This is a genomic window from Acidovorax benzenivorans, assembly GCF_028680575.1.
Taxonomy (GTDB): domain Bacteria; phylum Pseudomonadota; class Gammaproteobacteria; order Burkholderiales; family Burkholderiaceae_C; genus Acidovorax; species Acidovorax benzenivorans.
The window spans coordinates 1-20,032 of record NZ_JAPCKI010000001.1; the positions used below are offsets into that span (position 1 = coordinate 1).

20 protein-coding genes are annotated in these 20,032 nt (G+C 64.2%); 7 read left to right on the forward strand and 13 right to left on the reverse strand.

The window, feature by feature from the left end:
• From OIN59_RS00005 to OIN59_RS00045, 9 genes are all read right to left on the reverse strand, one after another.
• Positions 1-148 (reverse strand): GTP-binding protein (locus OIN59_RS00005; protein ID WP_274107136.1); only part of this gene is annotated, 148 nt, incomplete at its 3' end.
• Between the two features lie 142 nt (positions 149-290).
• The gene (fusA, locus tag OIN59_RS00010; RefSeq protein WP_274105843.1) at positions 291-2,393 is read right to left on the reverse strand and encodes an elongation factor G; all 2,103 of its coding nucleotides are present in this window, start codon (positions 2,391-2,393) and stop codon (positions 291-293) included.
• A 150-nt stretch (positions 2,394-2,543) separates the two neighbouring features.
• The gene (gene rpsG / locus OIN59_RS00015; RefSeq protein WP_005798541.1) at positions 2,544-3,017 is read right to left on the reverse strand and encodes a 30S ribosomal protein S7; all 474 of its coding nucleotides are present in this window, start codon (positions 3,015-3,017) and stop codon (positions 2,544-2,546) included.
• Positions 3,018-3,190: 173 nt separating this feature from the next.
• Entirely contained in the window at positions 3,191-3,568 is a 378-nt protein-coding gene (gene rpsL, locus OIN59_RS00020) for a 30S ribosomal protein S12 (RefSeq protein ID WP_008905797.1), read from the reverse strand.
• A 266-nt stretch (positions 3,569-3,834) separates the two neighbouring features.
• Positions 3,835-5,004, reverse strand: a complete 1,170-nt coding sequence (locus OIN59_RS00025; protein WP_274105864.1) for a D-alanyl-D-alanine carboxypeptidase family protein — start codon at positions 5,002-5,004, stop codon at positions 3,835-3,837.
• A gap of 97 nt (positions 5,005-5,101) precedes the next feature.
• The gene (locus tag OIN59_RS00030; RefSeq protein ID WP_274105865.1) at positions 5,102-5,752 is read right to left on the reverse strand and encodes an alpha/beta hydrolase; all 651 of its coding nucleotides are present in this window, start codon (positions 5,750-5,752) and stop codon (positions 5,102-5,104) included.
• Positions 5,753-5,839: 87 nt separating this feature from the next.
• Positions 5,840-6,199, reverse strand: a complete 360-nt coding sequence (locus OIN59_RS00035; RefSeq protein ID WP_015012182.1) for a (2Fe-2S) ferredoxin domain-containing protein — start codon at positions 6,197-6,199, stop codon at positions 5,840-5,842.
• 105 nt (positions 6,200-6,304) lie between these two features.
• A complete protein-coding gene (locus OIN59_RS00040) occupies positions 6,305-7,408 on the reverse strand; it encodes a VanZ family protein (RefSeq protein WP_274105868.1) in 1,104 nt (367 codons plus the stop codon).
• Between the two features lie 18 nt (positions 7,409-7,426).
• Positions 7,427-7,855, reverse strand: coding sequence for a CopD family protein (locus OIN59_RS00045; RefSeq protein ID WP_274105870.1), 429 nt, complete (start codon positions 7,853-7,855; stop codon positions 7,427-7,429).
• Between the two features lie 326 nt (positions 7,856-8,181).
• Here OIN59_RS00045 and hemB point away from each other — a divergent pair, with 326 nt between their 5' ends.
• Together hemB and OIN59_RS00055 are read left to right on the forward strand one after the other, a co-directional pair.
• Entirely contained in the window at positions 8,182-9,189 is a 1,008-nt protein-coding gene (hemB, locus tag OIN59_RS00050; RefSeq protein ID WP_274105872.1) for a porphobilinogen synthase, read from the forward strand.
• 61 nt (positions 9,190-9,250) lie between these two features.
• Positions 9,251-10,477, forward strand: a complete 1,227-nt coding sequence (locus tag OIN59_RS00055; RefSeq protein ID WP_274105874.1) for a magnesium transporter CorA family protein — start codon at positions 9,251-9,253, stop codon at positions 10,475-10,477.
• 89 nt (positions 10,478-10,566) lie between these two features.
• Here OIN59_RS00055 and OIN59_RS00060 read toward each other — a convergent pair whose 3' ends face one another.
• Together OIN59_RS00060 and OIN59_RS00065 are read right to left on the reverse strand one after the other, a co-directional pair.
• Positions 10,567-12,117 (reverse strand): tetratricopeptide repeat protein, encoded by a 1,551-nt coding sequence (locus tag OIN59_RS00060; RefSeq protein ID WP_274105875.1) that lies wholly within the window; start codon positions 12,115-12,117, stop codon positions 10,567-10,569.
• A gap of 270 nt (positions 12,118-12,387) precedes the next feature.
• Positions 12,388-13,401, reverse strand: coding sequence for a porin (locus OIN59_RS00065; RefSeq protein WP_274105877.1), 1,014 nt, complete (start codon positions 13,399-13,401; stop codon positions 12,388-12,390).
• 542 nt (positions 13,402-13,943) lie between these two features.
• Here OIN59_RS00065 and OIN59_RS00070 point away from each other — a divergent pair.
• The gene (locus OIN59_RS00070; RefSeq protein ID WP_274105879.1) at positions 13,944-14,624 is read left to right on the forward strand and encodes a heavy metal response regulator transcription factor; all 681 of its coding nucleotides are present in this window, start codon (positions 13,944-13,946) and stop codon (positions 14,622-14,624) included.
• A 55-nt stretch (positions 14,625-14,679) separates the two neighbouring features.
• Positions 14,680-15,795, forward strand: a complete 1,116-nt coding sequence (locus tag OIN59_RS00075) for a heavy metal sensor histidine kinase (RefSeq protein WP_274105881.1) — start codon at positions 14,680-14,682, stop codon at positions 15,793-15,795.
• 38 nt (positions 15,796-15,833) lie between these two features.
• Here OIN59_RS00075 and OIN59_RS00080 read toward each other — a convergent pair whose 3' ends face one another.
• A complete protein-coding gene (locus OIN59_RS00080) occupies positions 15,834-16,697 on the reverse strand; it encodes an amidohydrolase (protein WP_274105883.1) in 864 nt (287 codons plus the stop codon).
• Between the two features lie 80 nt (positions 16,698-16,777).
• Positions 16,778-17,467, reverse strand: a complete 690-nt coding sequence (locus OIN59_RS00085; RefSeq protein ID WP_274105885.1) for a dienelactone hydrolase family protein — start codon at positions 17,465-17,467, stop codon at positions 16,778-16,780.
• Between the two features lie 171 nt (positions 17,468-17,638).
• Here OIN59_RS00085 and OIN59_RS00090 point away from each other — a divergent pair, with 171 nt between their 5' ends.
• From OIN59_RS00090 to creB, 3 genes are all read left to right on the forward strand, one after another.
• On the forward strand, positions 17,639-18,385 hold the full coding sequence (locus tag OIN59_RS00090) for an SDR family oxidoreductase (RefSeq protein WP_274105887.1): 747 nt from the start codon (positions 17,639-17,641) through the stop codon (positions 18,383-18,385).
• 177 nt (positions 18,386-18,562) lie between these two features.
• Positions 18,563-19,198, forward strand: a complete 636-nt coding sequence (locus OIN59_RS00095; RefSeq protein ID WP_274105889.1) for a MarC family protein — start codon at positions 18,563-18,565, stop codon at positions 19,196-19,198.
• A gap of 5 nt (positions 19,199-19,203) precedes the next feature.
• Entirely contained in the window at positions 19,204-19,896 is a 693-nt protein-coding gene (gene creB, locus OIN59_RS00100; protein WP_274105892.1) for a two-component system response regulator CreB, read from the forward strand.
• The last annotated feature ends 136 nt before the right edge of the window (positions 19,897-20,032 follow it).

The window sequence follows — 20,032 nt, forward strand, 5'->3', positions numbered from 1 at the left end:
TCTGGTCGTAGGCCTTGGCTTCGCCGCCGAACTTGGCGGACAGCACGGTAGCGATGGCTGCCGTCAGGGTCGTCTTGCCATGGTCCACGTGACCGATCGTGCCCACGTTGACGTGGGGCTTGGTACGTTCAAACTTACCTTTTGCCATTTCATTTCTCCAAAGAGCAATCCCTGTGTAGTGGTTTTACGTCTGCATCTGGTTGCTGATTCACTCCGCACAGGGAACAGAGTGGCACCGGATCGCAGACAAAACAAAGCCCGGGCCACAAAGACCCGGGCGAAGTGCTTACTTACTTAGCGCGTGCTGCCATGATGGCTTCAGACACGTTGCGAGGCGCTTCGCTGTAGTGCTTGAATTCCATCGAGTACGTGGCGCGGCCTTGCGTCGCAGAGCGCAGCGAGGTCGAGTAGCCGAACATTTCCGACAGTGGCACTTCGGCGCGGATGGCCTTGCCACCGCCTGGGATGTCGTCCATACCCTGGACCATGCCACGGCGGGAGGACAGATCGCCCATCACCGTACCGGCGTAGTCTTCAGGCGTTTCCACTTCCACGGCCATCATGGGTTCCAGGATGACCGGGTTGGCCTTGCGGCAGCCTTCCTTGAAGCCGAAGATGGCAGCCATCTTGAACGCCAGTTCGTTCGAGTCCACATCGTGGTACGAACCGAAGTGCAGCGTGACCTTGACGTCCACCACAGGGTAGCCAGCCAGCACGCCTTGCGTCACGGCTTCGTTGATACCCTTTTCCACGGCTGGGATGAATTCGCGAGGAACCACGCCACCCTTGATCGCGTCGACGAACTCGATGCCCTTGCCGGCTTCATTGGGTTCGATCTTGAGCACGACGTGACCGTACTGACCCTTACCACCGGACTGGCGCACGAACTTGCCTTCGGCTTCTTCCACCGTCTTGCGGATGGTTTCGCGGTAGGCCACCTGGGGCTTGCCCACGTTGGCTTCCACGCCGAATTCACGCTTCATGCGGTCAACGATGATTTCCAGGTGCAGCTCGCCCATGCCAGCGATCAGCGTCTGGCCCGATTCTTCGTCGGTCTTCACGCGGAAGGATGGATCTTCTGCCGCCAAGCGCTGCAGCGCGATGCCCATCTTTTCCTGGTCAGCCTTGGTCTTGGGTTCCACGGCCTGCGTAATCACGGGCTCAGGGAACACCATGCGCTCCAGAATGATCTGGGAGTCGATGTCGCTCAGCGTTTCACCGGTCGTCACGTCCTTCAGGCCCACGCAGGCAGCGATGTCGCCGGCGCGGATTTCTTCGACTTCCTGGCGCTCGTTGGCGTGCATCTGCACGATACGACCGATACGTTCCTTCTTGCCCTTGATGGGGTTGTAGACGGTGTCGCCCTTGCTCAGAACGCCGGAGTACACGCGCACGAAGGTCAGCTGACCCACGAATGGGTCGGTCATCAGTTTGAATGCCAGGGCCGAGAACTTCTCGTTGTCATCCGCCTTACGAGTGACTGGCTTTTCGTCTTCGTCGGTACCCGTCACGTCAGGAATGTCCGTCGGTGCTGGCAGGTAGTCGATCACGGCGTCGAGCATGCGCTGTACACCCTTGTTCTTGAACGCGGTGCCGCACAGCATTGGGTGGATTTCCGTAGCGATGGTGCGCGTACGCAGGCCGAACTTGATTTCGGCTTCGGAGAGGTCGCCCTCTTCCAGGTACTTGTTCATCAGCTCTTCGGAGGCTTCGGCAGCAGCTTCCACCATCTTTTCACGCCATTCCTTGGCGGATTCGACCAAGTCAGCCGGAATTTCTTCGTAGGTGAACTTCATGCCCTGCGAGGCTTCGTCCCACAGGATGGCCTTCATCTTCAGCAGATCGACCACGCCGGTGAACTTGTCTTCAGCGCCAATTGGGATCACCACGGGCACAGGGTTGGCCTTCAGGCGCAACTTCATCTGCTCGTAGACCTTGAAGAAGTTGGCACCGGTACGGTCCATCTTGTTCACGAAGGCCAGACGAGGCACCTTGTACTTGTTGGCCTGGCGCCAAACGGTTTCCGACTGGGGCTGCACGCCACCCACAGCGCAGTACACCATGCAAGCGCCGTCCAGCACGCGCATCGAACGCTCCACTTCGATCGTGAAGTCCACGTGGCCGGGGGTGTCGATGATGTTGAAGCGGTGCTCTTCGTAAGAGTTGTCCATGCCCTTCCAGAAGCAGGTCGTGGCAGCGGACGTGATCGTGATGCCGCGCTCTTGTTCCTGCTCCATCCAGTCCATGGTGGCAGCGCCATCGTGCACTTCACCAATCTTGTGGCTCACGCCTGTGTAGAACAGGATACGTTCGGTGGTCGTGGTCTTGCCAGCGTCAATGTGGGCCGAGATACCGATATTGCGGTAGCGCTCGATGGGAGTCTTGCGAGCCATGGTGGATCCTTGGATGGGTCGTGTTATTCGGGGGACAGGGCAGCCATTGTGGTGGTGCATCCCGTCAATTTTGTGACCGCCTCAATCGCCACAAGGCTGCAGGCAAAAATGCCGGCAGCCTTGCGCTTGACGACGAAGCGACTCGTCGATTTAGAAGCGGAAGTGGCTGAATGCCTTGTTGGCTTCGGCCATGCGATGCACTTCGTCACGCTTCTTCATGGCGCCGCCACGGCCTTCAGTGGCCTCGAGCAGCTCGTTAGCCAGACGTTGGGCCATCGACTTTTCACCGCGCTTGCGGGCGGCTTCCTTGATCCAGCGCATGGACAGGGCCAGGCGACGGACAGGGCGCACTTCCACAGGCACTTGGTAGTTGGCACCACCAACGCGGCGGGACTTCACTTCCACCATGGGCTTCACGTTGTTGATGGCAACGGTGAAAGCTTCCAGAGGGTCCTTATCAGGGTGCTTCTTCTCGATCAGTTCCAGGGCACCATAAATGATGCGCTCTGCAACCGCCTTTTTGCCGCCTTCCATGATCACGTTCATGAATTTGGACAGCTCTACATTACCGAACTTTGGATCCGGCAGGATTTCACGTTTGGGGACTTCGCGACGACGTGGCATTTTTCACCTCTATCTTTGCTTCAGTTGGCGTCTTTTCAGACACCGCGAGAGTCATTGAAACTCCCACTTACTCGACCCGCGCAGAACACCTGCGTTTGGGGTCACTACGCTGCACCTTCCGCGCCACGCGGAAAAACAGCACCGAAAATTCTTCAGACCAGAAGGGCCAGGGCTTACTTGGCCTTTGGCTTCTTCGCGCCGTACTTGGAGCGCGACTGCTTGCGGTCTTTCACGCCTTGCAAGTCGAGCGAACCGCGCACGATGTGGTAACGCACACCAGGCAAGTCCTTGACACGACCGCCGCGAACCAGCACGACGCTGTGTTCTTGCAGGTTGTGGCCTTCGCCGCCGATGTAGGAGATGACCTCAAAACCGTTGGTCAGGCGCACCTTGGCGACCTTGCGCAGAGCGGAGTTAGGCTTCTTAGGCGTCGTGGTGTACACACGGGTGCACACGCCACGGCGCTGTGGAGAGTTTTCCATCGCGGGGCTCTTGGACTTGGTCTTTTCGACCTCGCGCCCCTGACGGACCAGTTGATTAATGGTTGGCATGAAATACGTCCCTAAACGTGAATTTGCTTCGTGAAAGCGAAAACGTGAATCCCTTCGGAAATTCCGAAAAGCCTTCTAATGTAGCAGGATGCCTCCTTAAAGGCAAGCCTGCTGCGGCTTGCGGCACCTGCGTGCCCCCGCAGTTCCCCATGTGATCTGACAGGAACCAGCAGCAAACGGGGTGAAAACACAGGCCCAACGCATGCAGGACCTGTGCTGCCAGCTATGGTTTCAGAAGTGACTCACCGCCCTCCGCACCGCTGGCGTTACTTGATCCAAAGGCGAATGGCATCCCACGCGCGACCCAGAATGCCCGCCTGCTCCACGGCCTCCAGCGCCACCAGAGGCACTTCGCCGATGGACTGGTCGGCCAGCATGACCTTGAGGGTGCCGATGGCCTGGCCCTTGGTGTAAGGCGCCACCAGCGGATCGGGGCGAGCGATCTGGGTGGTGATCTTGCCCGCGCTGCCTGCAGGCACGGCGACCACGATGGCTTCTTCGCGGCCAATCTTCAGCACGCTGTCCTTGCCTTTCCAGACGGCGGGGGTGGCCACAGGCTTGCCCGCGTCGAACAGCTTGACCGCTTCAAACGCTGTGTACCCCCAGTTCAGCAGCTTCTGGCTTTCGTTGGCGCGCGCGTTTTCACTCGCCGCCCCCAGCACGATGGACAGCAGGCGGCGCTGGCCCACACCGGGGAATTCACGCTTGGACGTGGCCACCAGGCAGTAGCCTGCCGCAGCGGTATGACCGGTCTTGAGGCCATCGACCGTGGGATCGCGGAACAGCAGCGAATTGCGGTTGCTGCCATTCGATGCCGGGGTGCCGGGGTAGCTGTACTGCTTGGTGGAGTAATAGTGCATGTACTCCGGGAAGTCCTTCATCAGCCGCATGGCCAGCACGGAGAGGTCACGCGCCGTGGTGGTGTGGCCGGGTTCGGTCAGGCCTTCGGGGTTCTTGTAGCTCGTGCCCTTCATGCCCAGCGCCTGCGCCTGGTCGTTCATGAGCTTGACGAAGTTCTCGGCCGTGCCGCCCACGCCCTCGGCCAGGGCCATGGTGGCGTCATTGCCGGACTGCACGATCATGCCCTTGATGAGGTCTTCGACCGGCACCTGCATCTTGGGGTCGATGAACATGCGCGAGCCGGGCATCTTCCAGGCGCGCACGCTGACGGGGAGCTTTTGGTCCAGCGCGATTTTCTTGGAGCGCAGCGCGTCAAACACCAGGTAGCCCGTCATGAGCTTGGTGAGCGAGGCCTGCTCCACCGGCGCGTCGATGTCCTTGGCGGCCAGCACCTGGTTGGCGGTGACATCCACCAGCAGGTAGGTGCGCGCGGCGATTTCGGGGGGCTGGGGCGCCTGGGCCAGGGCGCCGAAGGCAGCAGGGGCCACCACAGCAAAGACGGCCAGGGATCGCAACGCAGACAGGATTCGTTTCATGGGGCAGGAAGGGGCTGGAGAGGCTCGAAAAAAGAGTGGGAGAGAAGGCGAGAGAGGGGGGACGGCGGACGGCCGGAGCCAGTCCGGGCGGCGCCCCTCAGGCGCCCGATTGCAGGTGGCGGACCACCAGATTCTTCAGAAGCGGCAATTGTCCGTGAAAGAAATGCCCCCCTGCGGGGACGACTGTGACAGGCAGTATCTGGGGCCGGGCCCAGTCCATCACGGAGGACAGCGGCACGGTGTCGTCCTGCTCGCCGTGCACGACCAGCGTGTGCAAGTGGGCTTCGGGCGGCACTGGGGCCACGGTGAAGCGGCTGGCGGCCGTGCCGACCAGCACGGCTTTTTCCACGCGCCCCGTGGGCCAGAGTTCCGCCAATGCATGGCTGGTGACAAACGAACCGAAAGAAAACCCCGCCAACGCAATGGACTGGCCCGCAGCGGCGGGAGCCACCTGCTCCACCACCGCCAACAGGTCTTGCAACTCACCTCGGCCTTCGTCGTACACCCCGGCCGTAGCACCCACACCGCGGAAGTTGAAGCGCACCGCCGTCCAACCACACTGCACAAACGCGCGCGCCAGTGTCTGCACCACCTTGTTGTCCATGGTGCCGCCAAACAGCGGGTGGGGGTGGGCAATGATGGCGACGCCACGGGGCGCCGCGCCATGAGCGAGGGTGGCGCTGTCGCGCACGGCCTCGATGGCGCCTGCGGGGCCGGACAGGGTCAGGCGTTCGGTCTGGGCATTCACGGATTTGCTACTTAATCAATAGCAGCAGGAGCATGACTATCTAGCGCCTGCTGCCAAAATCGTTTCAAGACAGGGATGGAGCCGCGCTCAGCGGCCAAGTTCCGCCGGAGTGACCAGACGTTCCACCACCTGCCCGTTCTTGAGGTGCGATTCGACGATTTCGTCGATATCCGCCGCATCCACATACGTGTACCAGGTGCCCTCGGGGTACACCACGGCCACGGGGCCGCCCGCACAGCGGTCCAGGCAGCCCGCCTTGTTCACGCGCACCTTGCCGGCACCCGCCAGTCCGGCGGCCTTGACCTGCGCCTTGCATCGGTCAAAACCCGCCTGTGCGTTGTGATGGGCACAGCTGTCTTCACCGTTGGTGCGCTCGTTGAGACAGAAAAAGATGTGGCGCTGGTAATAACCGGGCGCTGCGGCCGGTGCGGAAGGGGTGTCGCTCATCCCTGCATTTTACGGACCCACGCCCGACGGACCCTACGGAGCCCAGCCCTAAACCCCTGCGCGGCAATACAGGGCGCGAGAGGCTGTCGCCCTATGACCTATGACTCAGGCGGCGCCCTCTCGCCTAGACACCCGCAACACCACATACAGCAGCGCCACATAGGGCCACAGCCAGCCCAGCCACTGGCCCAAGCCATAAAAGCGGATGAAGCGACCCTGCTCCCAGATCTGCAGGGTCTGGGCAAAGTAGGCGCTGGTGGGCGCCTGGTTCAGCAGTGCCAGGTGCCAGGTCAGCGCCAGCAGCAGCACGGCGGCACAGGCCCGGCGCGGCAGGGCCAGCATCAAGAGGGCCAAGGCCAGTGCCGCCCACACGCCCACGCGGACGGGCAGATCCATCCACTCCCAGGCGTGCACAGGCCCCCAGCTCAACGCTGCGGACAGCGCCGTCAGCACGATGCCCACCCCCACCACCGCCAGCGCAAACAGGGCGCGCCGCCCCATCTGGCGGATCACGCAGTACCCCAGCAGGCAGGGGATGAGCAGCCCCAGCGTGACGCACAGCAGCTCGCCGCTGGGCGACAGGGGGTCCAGCTCGGTCTCGCGCAGGGGCAGCCAGTCGAGAAACGGGGTGTCGGCCAGCAGGTCGATGAGCGCAGCCTCCAGCCGCTCCAGCACCTGGCCCAGGCCAAACGGAACAGCGGCCGGAAACAGCAGCGCCAGCGGCCACAGCGCCAACAGCACCATGCCGCCCGAAGCGTCGGACACGAACCAGCGCGCCCGAAAGTCGCTCCAGCGGTCCAGCGCCCCCAGCCGCTCCAGCAGGGCGGCACTCAGCGCCCCGGCCAGCGTACCCAGCGCGTTGAGCGCCAGATCCAGGTTGGACGGAACGCGCCGGGGCAGGTAGATCTGCAGGAACTCCAAGCCCAGCGACAGCAGCGTGCCCACCAGCGTGGCCAGCGCCACTGCCCCCAGCCCCCGCCGCCAGCCCGAGCGCAACATGCCCAGCACCAGCAAAAAGCCCAGGGGGGCGTAGCCCAACAGGTTGGTGACCACGTCAAACCCCGTCCAGTACGGCGGAGGCAACCGGGCCAGCAAGAAGACCAGGGGATCGATGCCCTGTTCGCGCCACCCGTCAAACGGGAACAGGCTGGCAAAAACGACCAGCGCCGTGTAGGACAGCGCGAGCGGCCAGGCAGAGGTTTTGTGCATGCGCCCTCTGCGTCTCCGTCAAAAGGGCTTGACCACCACCAGCACCACCGCCACCAACAGCAGCAGCACCGGCGCTTCGTTGAACCAGCGGAACCACACATGGCTGCGGCGGCTGGTGCCGTCGGCCAGCTTGCGCAGCAGCACACCGCAGGCATGGTGGTAGCCGATGACCAGCACCACCACGGCCAGCTTGGCGTGCATCCAGCCATTGCCTGGGCCCCGGCCGATGCCGTAGCCCAGCCACAGCCACAGCCCCAGCGCAATGGCAGGCACGGCCAGCAGGGTGGTAAAGCGCATCAGCTTGCGCGCCATGAGCAGCAGGCGGTCGCGCTCGGCCGCCGAGCCGGGCGCCACCATCGCCAGGTTGACGAAGATGCGCGGCAGGTAGAACAGACCAGCAAACCAGCTGGCCACGAAAACGATGTGAAAGGCTTTGACCCAGAGCATGGGGGCAGTTTACGGTGCCCTGCCTACCCGCCAGCGCTGCGCCAAAAAAAAGCCCGGCAGATCCGCCGGGCCGAGAAAGCCTGTTCCGCATCGCTGCAGCCCAGGTCCCGCTCAGGGAGGAAAAGCGGGGGGCGGCAAGCCGCCCGGCCCCAATCTAGCACTGGGCATGGACGGTTACAAGCGGCTTTTCCAGGGCGCGCAGGGGCGCCAACAACCGCCGCCGCCCCCTGCCAGTGCCACCGTGGATCCGGCTCTGCCGGTCCAGGGGTGGCGCCCCCCCCGAGGGGAAGGCGCGCAGCGCCACAGGGGGGCTTCATAATCCCGTGATGCATCTCCAAAGCCCTGCCCCCTTCCCCCAGAACCGCCCCCGCCGCCTGCGCCGCGATGCCTTCACCCGCCGCCTGGTGCGCGAGAACGTGGTCACCGCCGACGACCTGATCTACCCCGTGTTCGTGCACGAAGGCCAGGGCCGCAGCGAAGCCGTCACCTCCATGCCCGGCGTGGACCGCCTGAGCCTCGATCTGCTGCTGCCCGTGGCCGAGGATTGTGTGAAGCTGGGCATCCCGGTACTGGCGCTGTTCCCGGCGATTGACCCGTCGCTCAAGACGCCGGACGGCAAGGAAGCCTTGAACCCCAACGGCCTGATCCCGCGCGTGGTGCGGGCGCTGAAGAAGGAATTCCCCGACCTGGGCGTGATGACCGACGTGGCACTGGACCCCTACACCAGCCACGGCCAGGACGGCGTGCTGGACGAGACCGGCTACATCATCAATGACGAGACGGTGGAGATCCTCACCGGCCAGGCGCTCACGCATGCCGAGGCAGGCGTGGACATCGTCGCCCCCAGCGACATGATGGACGGCCGCATCGGCGCCATCCGCGAGGCGCTGGAGGTGCAGGGCCACATCCACACCCGCATCATGGCCTACAGCGCCAAGTACGCCAGCGCCTTCTACGGCCCCTTCCGCGACGCGGTGGGCACACGCGGCGCCCTGGGCAAGGCCGACAAGAACGTGTACCAGATGGACCCCGGCAACAGCGACGAGGCCCTGCGCGAAGTGGCCATCGACATCGCCGAAGGCGCCGACATGGTGATGGTGAAACCCGGCATGCCCTACCTGGACATCGTGCGCCGCGTGAAGGACGAGTTCCACGTGCCCACCTTCGCCTACCAGGTCAGCGGTGAATACGCCATGATCAAGGCCGCCGCCGCCAATGGCTGGCTGGACCACGATGCCGTGATGATGGAAAGCCTGCTGGCCTTCAAGCGTGCGGGCGCCGATGGCGTGCTGACCTACTTTGCGCGCGACGTGGCGCGCAAGCTACAAAAATAATAGCTACCCGCGCATATTCCACAAGCGCCAAGGGCGCTTTTGACTGAAAACCACGGTGTCCATGCGCATCTTTCACATCCACGGCAGCGGCGTGCAGGAGCTGACGACCCTGCCCGCGCAGATGCCCGCACAGGGCTTCGTCTGGATCGCCTGCACCCGCCCGGCCTTCCAGATGCGGCTGGCCGAGATCCAGGGCAGGCTGCAGGCGTTGATCGGGCTGCAGCTGGTGGACCTGCACGTGTCCGACCTGCTCAACGCCCAGTTGCCCTCGCACTACGACTACACCTCGCAGTACGACCTGCTGGTGTTCCGCCGCCTGGCCACAGCGCAGGGCGACGTATCGCCCACCACGCCCCCTACCCCTGCGGCCCACGCCGCCGTGGCCGAGCCCGACAGCCCCAACACCCCCGTCAAGCGCAGCGGCCCGCCCGTGCTGCGGCGCATCGACACCAGCCCCGTGGGGTTTGCGGTGTTTGACCAGCTGCTGCTGACCGTGCACCCCACCGACTGCGCCGTGCGCGATGCCTACGCGATGCGACTGCTGGCTGCCACCCCCGCCAACGGCAACAGCACGACCACAAGCCCCAGCACCAGCCACGCCGCCCACGGCAACACGCACGGCAGCCTCAGCATGGGCGAGGGCCGCAGCAGCCCGATCTCCGGCGCCCGGCTGCCCACCAGCCCAGCCGACCTGATGCTGCGAGTGGTCAACCAGATGGTGGACGGCTACCTGGACCTGCGCCGCGAACTCACGCGCCAGCTGGACCACTGGCAGACCGAGCTGCTCAAGCCCCGCGCGCGTTTTGTGAACTGGACCTCCCTGCTCGAAGCGCGCCTGTCGCTGCACATGCTCGACGAGATCTGCGAAGACCAGCGCACTGCCGTGCAGGACTGGATCGACGCGCTGGAAACCTGGGCCCAGCCCGACACCCCGGCCGGCCTGCGCGAGCTGGACCTGCTCAAGGTGCGCAGCCGCGACGTGCTGGAGCACATCGAGCGCGTGGTGCACCACGTGCAGCGCCTGGAGCAAAGCACCGAAACCGCCGTGCAGATGCACTTTTCGGTGCAGAGCAACCGCACCAACGACATCATGCGCACCCTCACGGCGCTCACGGCCGTGTTTTTGCCGCTCAACCTCATCGCGGGCATTTTTGGGATGAACTTCGAGTTCATCCCACTGGTACACAAAGCCGATGGCTTCTGGTGGGCCATGGGGTCGATGGTGTTCATCGCCGTGGCGCTGGTGCTACTGTTCTGGCGCAAGCGGTATTTGGCGAGAACAAGATAGCTACGAGGGCGAAGGCACTCAGCTGACAGAGCCCGACAAGCCCTTGCAGCCAGACGTCCTTCGCAATCGCATCTGTGTCAACGCGGCCGTCAACCCGCCAACGCCAGGGCCAGTGGCTGCCGTGCACGAAAAGCCCACTTTGGCCCCAGGCGGAAGGCCTCCAGACTGCGTGATGAAGCGGTCGCAAAGAAGAAGTCTTCGGACAAATTCAAGCGCTCGAATACCCGCCGCTGGCGCACCGAGCGACGGCGCAGATCCCCCTCAAAGGCATTGCCATCTCCGCGCGATTGCTCAAAAAAAGCGGCCGCGCGCGCCAGGTTCTGCAGCGCCTCCGGCGTCAATGCTGGTACGGCACGCGGTGCAGACAGGCGGGCCTGCGCGATGAACGGGTTTTGCCCCACCAGCAGACCCCATGGCCGACGGCCCTCGACGGGATCGACACTCAAGGCTTCCAGCTTGGTCAAACCAAAGTCACGCGCCAGTGTCAGCCGCACAGCCAACCAGGGATCCCCTTGACGCACTTGCTCGATCGCCGCACGCGCCACCGACTCGTTGCCCTGCAGCGGCAGCACCAGTGAACCCAACAAGCGCTGCGCATGGGCATCGCCTTGGTTCGCAGCGGCATGCAGCCACGCAATGGCCTGTTCCGACTCCATCACCGAATTCGACGCGCGCAAGATCAGGGCCCCCAGCTTGCGCTGCGCCTCGGACTGCCCCGCCATCGCCGCCTTCTCCAGGAAGAAACGGGCCATCTGCGGGTTGGACACCGATGAACGGTGGTCCGCATGCGTCGCGTACAAGGCAAGCCACGCATCATCACGACCAGCATCCGCAGCGCGCAACAACAGGGCCACGCCTTTGCGCAGATTCAATGAAGTGGTCAGCCGCGCTGGCGTCAGCGTACCGCTGTCAAGGCCGCAGCGTGCACGGCCGAGCAGACAAGCAGCATCCCGGTCACCCCGTACGACGGCCAGTTCCAGGCTGGCCTCAATCTGGTCTGGCGCCAGCCCGCGCAAGGAATGCTTCTCGCGTTCGGCCCACAAGACAGCCGCCACCACCAGATCGGACAGGGCGTGCGTCAGGCGTGGCGCCACCATCAGCGCCACCCGCAGACAATCGACCAACTGGTCCAGCCCCCCTTCGTCACGCGCCTGGCGCGCAGCGATCACCGCGACCTGCACCACGTCCACTGCGGCGCTGGATTTGATCGACTCCACCAACGCCTCCAGTGCGCGGTCCGAACGTGCATCCTCCACGGCCGCCATGACCTGGCAGGCCTCGACATGGCCGGCTGCGGCGGCGGTCTCCAGCCACGGCTGCCCCGCCGCGACGCGACTGCGCGTCAACGCCATCCACACGCCCAACTTGAATTGCGCCAAGGGACTGCCCACAGCGGCGGCCTTGTGCAACGCCTCTTCCTGTTTCAGTTCCAGCAAATCCTGCAGCGGCAAACTCTCTGCAATGGCACACGCGGTTTCTGGCAACTCGCGAACGCTGGGGTGTGAGAGGTACTCAATCCCCGTGGCGACATGGCGCGGGAAGCCATCGCCCCCCACCAGATAACGTCGGCCCGCTTTGCTGCGGGCGGCTGCATCGCCCTGGCGGGCCAGGGTCAGCAATTGAATGTCTTGTCTGCGCATGCTTGGCTCTCTTCAATGTGTTGCGGGGGCGGCACACTGAAGCGGCCTTTGGCACGCAAACCGGCAAACACCCCCTGCTTTCGACAGGTTTGAAGAATAGAAATGCACGCCTGACAGCGGGATGGCGTAAACATGACATTTCGGTAATGAACCGCCTGGTTGGCCCACGCCACGCTCCATGCAAAAAGGCCCGCGTCCCCTGAGGGGAAGCGGGCCAAGCGTTTACCTTGGAGACAATTGCCCATCGCGATGGGCAAGAGGGGAATCGCCTTAGAACGTGTGGCGCAGGCCGATGTCGAAGCCCTTGGAGTTATCACCAGCACTGGTCTTCGCACCGTTCAGCGCCAGCGCAGCGCCGTTCTTGTTCTTCAGGTACGCAAAGGTGGTGTACAGGGCAGTGCGCTTGGACAGGTTGTGCACATAACCCACGGCAAACTTGTTCGCCTGCACATTGGTGTCCTGAACGTTGACACGGGACCACGAAGCGCGGACCAGACCCACACTACCCACAGGGGCCGTTGCGCCGATCAGATAGTGGCGGGCCTTCTCGTCGCGGGCCTTGGACTCATCTTGCCCCGCTTCAACCAGCAGCTTGGCCACACCGAAATCGTAGGAACCACCAATGTTGGCATTCGTCACGTCGCCATACGCGCCAAGGCTGGACACAGCGCCATAGCTCACACCCACATTGAGGGGGCCGTTTTCATAGCCAGCGCGCAGCCCATAGCCGTTTCCATCATTGGAGCCGTTGGCGGCCTCACCACGGTAATACTGCACCTGGCCAAAGAACCCACCCAGATTCTTGGGGGTGAAATACGACACGGCATTGCTGGTGCGGGTCTGCATGGCATAGCCATAGTTGCTGCCCAGCGAGGTCGTCTTCAGAAGAGCGCCAACGCCGTTGTCGCCGAATGCGTCGTAAATGTTGTTGTAGGTCGCGGTGAAGTCACGGCCCAGGCGAACTTCGCCCCAGCGGTCGTCCATCAAGCTGACGGTCGAGCGACGGTTGAAGTTGAAGGTATTACCGACGCCTGTGCCGTCGTCCAGGTTGTAACCGGCTTCCAGCCAGAAGCCAGCCTTCATGCCGCCCCCCAGATCTTCAATGCCGCGGAAACCGAGGCGATTGGAAGCCAGACCGCCGCTGCCCAGGCTGGTCCGGTTCGTTTCGCTGCCGCGGCCCACCTGCATGGTCACGTCAGCCACGCCAAACAGCGTGACAGACGATTGTGCGTAAGAGGTTGCGCTGACGGCTGCAAGCACAGCCAATGTGGCGAATTTTTTCATGGTCATCCTTGTTAAGTGGGTTCAATCGGAGTCATGTCCCACGCCTTCTTGGCAGGACATGGTGCAAGCGTAGGCATTGCTCCCTCGCACCCACAGGCCGCAAGGCTCAACGATGGGGGATGCGCATGCACAACCCCCCCGATTCAGGACCACGCCGTTTCACAGGTGCCACATTCCCTGCGGTTTGAGGGCCTGTTCACGATCTCCCGGCGGGTGCGCCGCTGGCAGCCCAGCCATCCACAAGAACCACAAGTGCCACAACGCCGCAGGCAAAGGCCGCTGCCCGACGGGTTGGCGCGAAATCGGGCCCGAACCTTGGAGTGATGACACCCCAGTTGCTGGGATGGGCATGAGCCCGTGCGGCGAGATCGCAAACAAGCGCTTGCGACTGTTCGTGAATCCGCAACAGTGCATTTCGATTCGACAAGCTTCTCAAATCCACACGGCTATCCAACAATCCACCAAAGTCAATCCACAGCTTCCCTTATTCAGCCTGCCGCCCCTCTTTTTTAAAAATTGAGAAACCGCCGGGATCTCGTCACATGCGCTTGCTTTCCATTGAAGACGAACGATCAACCGCCGCCTATCTGTACAAAGGCCTGACCGAGCATGGCCATGTCGTAGACACCGCATTCGACGGAGTGGAAGGCCTGCACCTGGCCACCTCTGGGCACTACGACCTCATCCTGCTTGACGTGGGGCTGCCCGGCGCCAGCGGCTGGGACGTGCTGCAGGGCATTCGCACACAACACCAGACTCCGGTGTTTTTCCTATCGGGCCGCGATGAGGTCGAAGACCGCGTCAAGGGGCTGCTGCTGGGGGCCGATGACTACATGGTCAAGCCCTTTGCATTTTCCGAACTACTGGCACGCATCCAGGTGGTTGCGCGCCGCCGCGCACCCATGTCCGCCCCGGAGGGGCTGCTGCGCGTGGGCGAGCTGGAAGTCGATACCGCTCGCCGGCGCGTCAAGCGAGGCAAGCAGCGCATTGACCTCACCACCCAGGAGTTTGTTCTGCTGGACTACCTGGCCCGCCATGTCGGCCAGGTCGTATCGCGCACCCTGATCGCGCAGAACGTGTGGGACATGCACTTTGACAGCGACACCAATGTGGTCGATGTGGCGGTGCGCCGACTGCGTGCCAAGGTCGACGAGCCCTTCCCGGAGAAGCTCATTCACACCGTCAGGGGCGTCGGCTATGTCCTCGAACACCAGAACGCCTAAGGCGAGGACTTTCCTACGCCGCTCTCTGCCCCTGAAAATCGCGCTGGCAATTTCTTTGATCACCCTGCTGTTGATCGCGGCCAGTTTCTGGATGGTGATCTACCTGCTGGGCCAGGATTACAACGACCTCCAGCCGCTGCTCGCCAGCGCCGGTGGCATGGTCCATATCCCTGCGGAAGATCTGCAGGCGCGGCGCCATGCCTTTGCCCTGCGCTCATGGCGTGTCTTCGCCATCACGCTCGGTATCGGTGCGCTGGCCGCCAGTCTGTTCGCATGGTGCACCGCCAGGCTCATTCTGTCCTCGGCCCACCGCCTGGCCAACACCGCCAATCGCATCAGCGCCCATGCCTTGCACGAGCGGCTGGCGCCGGAGAACAACATTGCCGAGCTGGAACCCGTGGCCAGAGCGTTCAACCACATGCTCGACCGGTTGCAGGATTCCTTCACCCGCCTGTCGGGCGTCTCGTCCGACATTGCGCATGATCTGCGCGCCCCCGTCCACCGCCTTCTGATGGTCGCCCAGGTTACGCTGGACCGCCCCCGCAGTGCCGACGAATACCGTGCGGTGATCGAGTCAGCCGTGCCGACGTATGAACGCATGGGACGAATGATCGAGAACATACTGTTCCTGGCACGCGCCGAGAGCCAGCAAAGCGCCGTCCACGCCACCCTCGTCCCGCTGGAGCAACGGCTGGGGGCCATCGCAGCCTTCTTTGAACTGCTAGCGCAGGAGCGGGGTTTGGAGCTGGCGCTTCAGGTAGAGAAGAACACCCATGTCTGGGCCGATGACACCCTGCTCACCCGAGCCACCGGCAACTTGCTGACCAATGCCATTCGCCACGCGCGCCCAGGCAGCACGGTCGTACTCTCGAGCAAGGTGTCATCGAACGGCGGCTGTCATATCTCTGTCTCCAACGAGGGCGAACCCATCGCCCCCGAGCACCAAGCCAAGATTTTTGAACGTGCCTATCGGGTCGAAAGCCCAAGCCAAGAAGAAACACCCGGCGCAGGCCTGGGGCTGGCCATCGTCAAGAGCACGATGGAACTGCATGGAGGGTTCGTCCGCGTGCGCAGCGCCCCAGGCCATCCAACGGTGTTCACCCTGTGGCTACCGCCATCGCCGCCGCATGCACCGGAGGTTGGGCCATCACGCGGGCGCATCAGCCGGTAGCACGGGGTGCGATCGGGCTGGGACCTTCGGTCGCGACGTCAGCGGGGCGCCGTGACGCCAAACAACCCCGCCCCGTTGTCCCACGCCACCTTGCGCGCCACATCGGCAGGCAGGCCGCCCAGCCATTGGCGGTAGCCCTGCATCAGGCTTTCGTAGTGTTGCCAGCGCTGGTTCACCCAGGTGTCCGAGCCGATCACGAAGCGTGTGGGGTATTTGAGCAGCAGCGCGCGCCAGGCGGGGCACAGCTGGTTGTCGTCACACACCAGGCCCGGACGGTACGAGAGTTCGCCCACCAAGCCGGGGTAGCGGGCCATCAGGGCGTCCACGCGCTCCACCGGCGCGCCGCCGATGCCGGTGTGGGCCCAGATCAGGCGCGCCTTCTGGCCTTGGGACGGGGTGTTGGCCATCAGCAGGTCGATGGCGGCATCGTCCACATGGGCCAGCACCACCAGGTCACGCTCTTCGGCCAGCGCCATCAGCTTTTTGGCCACGGGGCCGTTGGCATGAGCGCTGTCGTACAGGTGGAACTCGCCAATGCCCCGGTACGGCCCGGCCGCCGTGCCGCGCGCCAACTCGGTCTGCACCATGGTGTAAATGGTGTCGTCGGCAAACCAGCCGGTGTAGTCGGCCCGGTTGCGGTACAGCCGCACAAAGGGCACCACGGTAACGCCCGCCTCGCGCGTCTGCGGCAGGCCCGCCAGCGTGAGCGAACCCGCGTTGGGCCGCGAATTGGCCACGATGGCCCGCACGCCGCTGGCCTTCATGCGCGCCAGCACATCGGCAGGGGGGTGGGGGCCGGTTTGGCCGTCCCAGGCTTCCTCGTTGTAGTGCAGGTGGGCGTCGAACAACGGTCCGGTGTAGTCAGCCGCGTGGGACAGCGCTGCAAATGCTATTAAAAACATAGCTATCAGCGCTTTTAGTACGGGCGCTACAGGGCAAAAAAGCTTGAAACCCGCCATGGCAGCCCCCCTTGTCAGTGGTCTCAGCTCAGATGCTTGGCAAAGAAGGCCAGCGTGCGCTCGCGCGCCGTATTGGCTGCCGCCTCGTCGTAGCTGCCGCGCTGGTCGCAATTGAAGCCATGGTCGGCGGCATACACATGTACCTCGACCTCGGGGTGGGCCTTGGCGAACGCATGCGCGCTATCGAGCGGAATCCAGTGGTCGCGCTCGCCAAAGTGGGCCAGCACGGGCACCTGGGGCTTGCGCGCCACTTCGCCCGGGGTGGTCACGCCGCCACCGTAATAAGGCACCGCAGCCGACAGGCCCTGGAGCAGGCTGGCCGAGCGCCAGGTCAGCAGGCCACCCCAGCAGTAACCCACGATGCCCACCTTGCCGCCACTTTGCTGAGCGGCGTAGTCGATGGCGGCCTGGATGTCCGGCAGCACGCCCGGTGCGGGCAAGCCTTCGACCGCCGCCTTGAGCGCAGAACCCGCCTGCATGTCATCGGCCGTGTAGCCCAGATCCACACCCTGTTTAACGCGGTGGAAGGTGGACGGCGCCACGGCCAGGTAGCCGCTGGCGGCGTACCGGTCGGCCACCGAGCGGATGTGCGAGTTCACGCCAAAAATCTCCTGCAGCACCACGATGGCGCCACGGGGTGTGCCCTCAGGCCGCGCCACCCAGGCGGGGGCCACAAAACCATCGCTCGACGTCAGATCGACAAACTGTCCCATGCTGAATGCTCCTTGAAAAGAATGGTGAACGGATGGGCCGGGATGCGTGCAGAGGGACTGCGCGTCGAGCGGACCTTGCCCCTGGGGCCCGCGCCATCTGCCATCTGTCTGGCGGCCCATCAGGGCGCAGAACCTGTTCCAATGCGCCATTCTTGCAGGAGACCCCAACCGATGGAGAAGATCGCATTAATCACCGGCGCCAGCCGGGGCATTGGCGCCGCCACCGCACTGCTGGCCGCACAACATGGCTGGGCAGTGGCCGTGAACTACCTTGCCAACGAGGCCGCCGCACAGGCCGTGGTCGATGAAATCCGTGCCGGCGGCGGCACGGCCATCGCCGTGCAGGCCGATGTGGCAAACGAGGGGGAGATTCTGGCCATGTTCCAGGCCGTGGACACCCAGCTCGGCCGCATCGGCGCACTGGTCAACAACGCGGGCGTGGTGGACGTGACAGCCCGGGTGGACGAGATGAGCACCGACCGCCTGCGCCGCATGTTCGACACCAACGTGATCGGCAGCTTCGTGTGTGCCCGCGAGGCCGTGCGGCGCATGAGCAGGCGCTATGGCGGCACGGGCGGAGCCATCGTCAATGTGTCCAGCGCCGCATCGCGCCTGGGCTCGGCCCACCAGTATGTGGACTACGCAGCGGCCAAGGGCGCCATCGATACCTTCACCATCGGCCTGGCCCGCGAGGTGGCGGCCGAGGGCATCCGCGTGAACGCCGTGCGCCCGGGCCTGATCGAGACCGACATCCACGCCAGCGGTGGCCTGCCTGATCGTGTGCGCGACCTCTCGCACCAGGTGCCCATGTTGCGCGGCGGCACGGCCAACGAGGTGGCCGAGGCCATCGTCTGGCTGATGTCACCCGCAGCGAGCTACACCACCGCCACGTTGATGGATGTGTCGGGCGGGCGCTGACGGCTGCACACAGCCGCCGTCTGCTGGGCGCAAGCCCGCTGCAGCGCAACATGCCCGACGGCCAAACCGCGCAGAAAACACCGCATACTCGCGCACAGCCCGGGCGGCGCCACCCTCGCCTGCCTCCGGTCCGAGCCCGACAAACCACCCTGCCCACTTGCCCTTGGGAGCGCCCTGATGGACCTCAAACCCCTGATCACCCTGCTGGCCATCGTGAACCCGCTGGCCATCGTTCCGTTTTTCATCCACTACACCCAGGGCTTCTCGTCCCCGCAGCGGCGCCGCACCATCCAGGTGGCCAGCTTCAGTGTGTTCTGCGTGATTGCGGCCTGTGCGCTGCTGGGCCTGCAGATCCTCGATTTCTTCAACATCTCGCTGCAGAGCTTTCAGGTGGGCGGCGGCATGCTGCTGCTCATCAGCGCGATGAACATGCTCAACGCCCAGCCCGCCGAGGCCAAGCCCAGTACCAACGAATATGAAGAAGGGGCCGAGAAGGCCGCCGCTGGTAGCAGCATTGCCGTGGTGCCACTCACCATCCCGCTGCTCACGGGCCCGGCCAGCATGTCCACCGTGGTGATTTATGCCGACCGCGCCCAGACCTTCTGGCAGCACGCGGCGCTGGTGGGCTACGGCGTTGTGATTGCGCTGGCCACCGCCGTGTGTTTTGCCCTGGCCGACCCCATTGCGCGGGTGCTGGGCAAAACCGGCATCAACGTGATGACCCGGCTGATGGGGCTGATCCTGGCCGCGCTAGCCGTGGAGGTGATGGCGGATGGGCTGGGCAAGTTGTTCCCCATCCTCGTTGCACGTTGACCACCATGTCGGCCCGGCTGCTGCTGCTCGAAGACGACCCCGCCATCGCCCGCACCGTGGCCTATGCACTGGAGCGCGACGGCCTGGCCGTGACGCACAGCCTGCTGGTGCACGACGCGCGCCAGCAGCTGCAGCGCAACCGGTTTGATCTGCTGGTGCTGGACGTGGGCCTGCCCGACGGCAGCGGGCTCGATCTGCTGCGCGATGTGCGCAATGCCGCGCAGACCTCCACGGTGCCCGTGCTCATGCTCAGCGCCCACGGCGAGGAGATCGACCGCGTGCTGGGCCTGGAGCTGGGCGCCGACGACTACCTGACCAAACCCTTCAGCCCGCGCGAACTGGCGGCCCGCGTGAAGGCGCTGCTGCGCCGCGCGGGCAACGGGCACGCCCCAGCGCCTGCAGCAGCCCCAGCCCCCTTGTTCCACGACGACGAGGCCGGCCAGCGCATCAGCCTGCGCGGCCAGCCCCTGCCGCTGACCCGGCGCGAATACCGCCTGCTGGCCCACCTGCTGCGCGGCGCAGGCCGCATCCACTCGCGCGACGCCCTGCTGGCCGCCGCTTGGGGCGACGACAGCGAGAGCACCGACCGCACGGTGGACACCCACATCAAGACCCTGCGCGCCAAGCTGCGCGAGGTGGACCCGGCGCGCGAGTACATCAGCACGCACCGGGGCATGGGGTATTGCCTTAATTTTTAGAACCACACGCGCCCCAGTCGATTGCGCCAATGCAATGGCCTGCACTCACCGGTAGAGGAAATGTTGCCCGCAACACCGCGCCGCGCTGGACACAGAAAACTGTGACTGTTTGGGATAGGGCTGGCGGGGCACTGCA

What these genes read in the sequence shown, in the direction of transcription:
- fusA (WP_274105843.1), bottom strand. Translation starts at nt 2,393, where the DNA reads ATGGCTCGCAAGACTCCCATCGAGCGCTACCGCAATATCGGTATCTCG.
- rpsG (WP_005798541.1), bottom strand. Translation starts at nt 3,017, where the DNA reads ATGCCACGTCGTCGCGAAGTCCCCAAACGTGAAATCCTGCCGGATCCA.
- rpsL (WP_008905797.1), bottom strand. Translation starts at nt 3,568, where the DNA reads ATGCCAACCATTAATCAACTGGTCCGTCAGGGGCGCGAGGTCGAAAAG.
- OIN59_RS00025 (WP_274105864.1), bottom strand. Translation starts at nt 5,004, where the DNA reads ATGAAACGAATCCTGTCTGCGTTGCGATCCCTGGCCGTCTTTGCTGTG.
- OIN59_RS00035 (WP_015012182.1), bottom strand. Translation starts at nt 6,199, where the DNA reads ATGAGCGACACCCCTTCCGCACCGGCCGCAGCGCCCGGTTATTACCAG.
- OIN59_RS00040 (WP_274105868.1), bottom strand. Translation starts at nt 7,408, where the DNA reads ATGCACAAAACCTCTGCCTGGCCGCTCGCGCTGTCCTACACGGCGCTG.
- OIN59_RS00045 (WP_274105870.1), bottom strand. Translation starts at nt 7,855, where the DNA reads ATGCTCTGGGTCAAAGCCTTTCACATCGTTTTCGTGGCCAGCTGGTTT.
- hemB (WP_274105872.1), top strand. Translation starts at nt 8,182, where the DNA reads ATGCATCTCCAAAGCCCTGCCCCCTTCCCCCAGAACCGCCCCCGCCGC.
- OIN59_RS00055 (WP_274105874.1), top strand. Translation starts at nt 9,251, where the DNA reads ATGCGCATCTTTCACATCCACGGCAGCGGCGTGCAGGAGCTGACGACC.
- OIN59_RS00060 (WP_274105875.1), bottom strand. Translation starts at nt 12,117, where the DNA reads ATGCGCAGACAAGACATTCAATTGCTGACCCTGGCCCGCCAGGGCGAT.
- OIN59_RS00065 (WP_274105877.1), bottom strand. Translation starts at nt 13,401, where the DNA reads ATGAAAAAATTCGCCACATTGGCTGTGCTTGCAGCCGTCAGCGCAACC.
- OIN59_RS00070 (WP_274105879.1), top strand. Translation starts at nt 13,944, where the DNA reads ATGCGCTTGCTTTCCATTGAAGACGAACGATCAACCGCCGCCTATCTG.
- OIN59_RS00080 (WP_274105883.1), bottom strand. Translation starts at nt 16,697, where the DNA reads ATGTTTTTAATAGCATTTGCAGCGCTGTCCCACGCGGCTGACTACACC.
- OIN59_RS00085 (WP_274105885.1), bottom strand. Translation starts at nt 17,467, where the DNA reads ATGGGACAGTTTGTCGATCTGACGTCGAGCGATGGTTTTGTGGCCCCC.
- OIN59_RS00090 (WP_274105887.1), top strand. Translation starts at nt 17,639, where the DNA reads ATGGAGAAGATCGCATTAATCACCGGCGCCAGCCGGGGCATTGGCGCC.
- OIN59_RS00095 (WP_274105889.1), top strand. Translation starts at nt 18,563, where the DNA reads ATGGACCTCAAACCCCTGATCACCCTGCTGGCCATCGTGAACCCGCTG.
- creB (WP_274105892.1), top strand. Translation starts at nt 19,204, where the DNA reads ATGTCGGCCCGGCTGCTGCTGCTCGAAGACGACCCCGCCATCGCCCGC.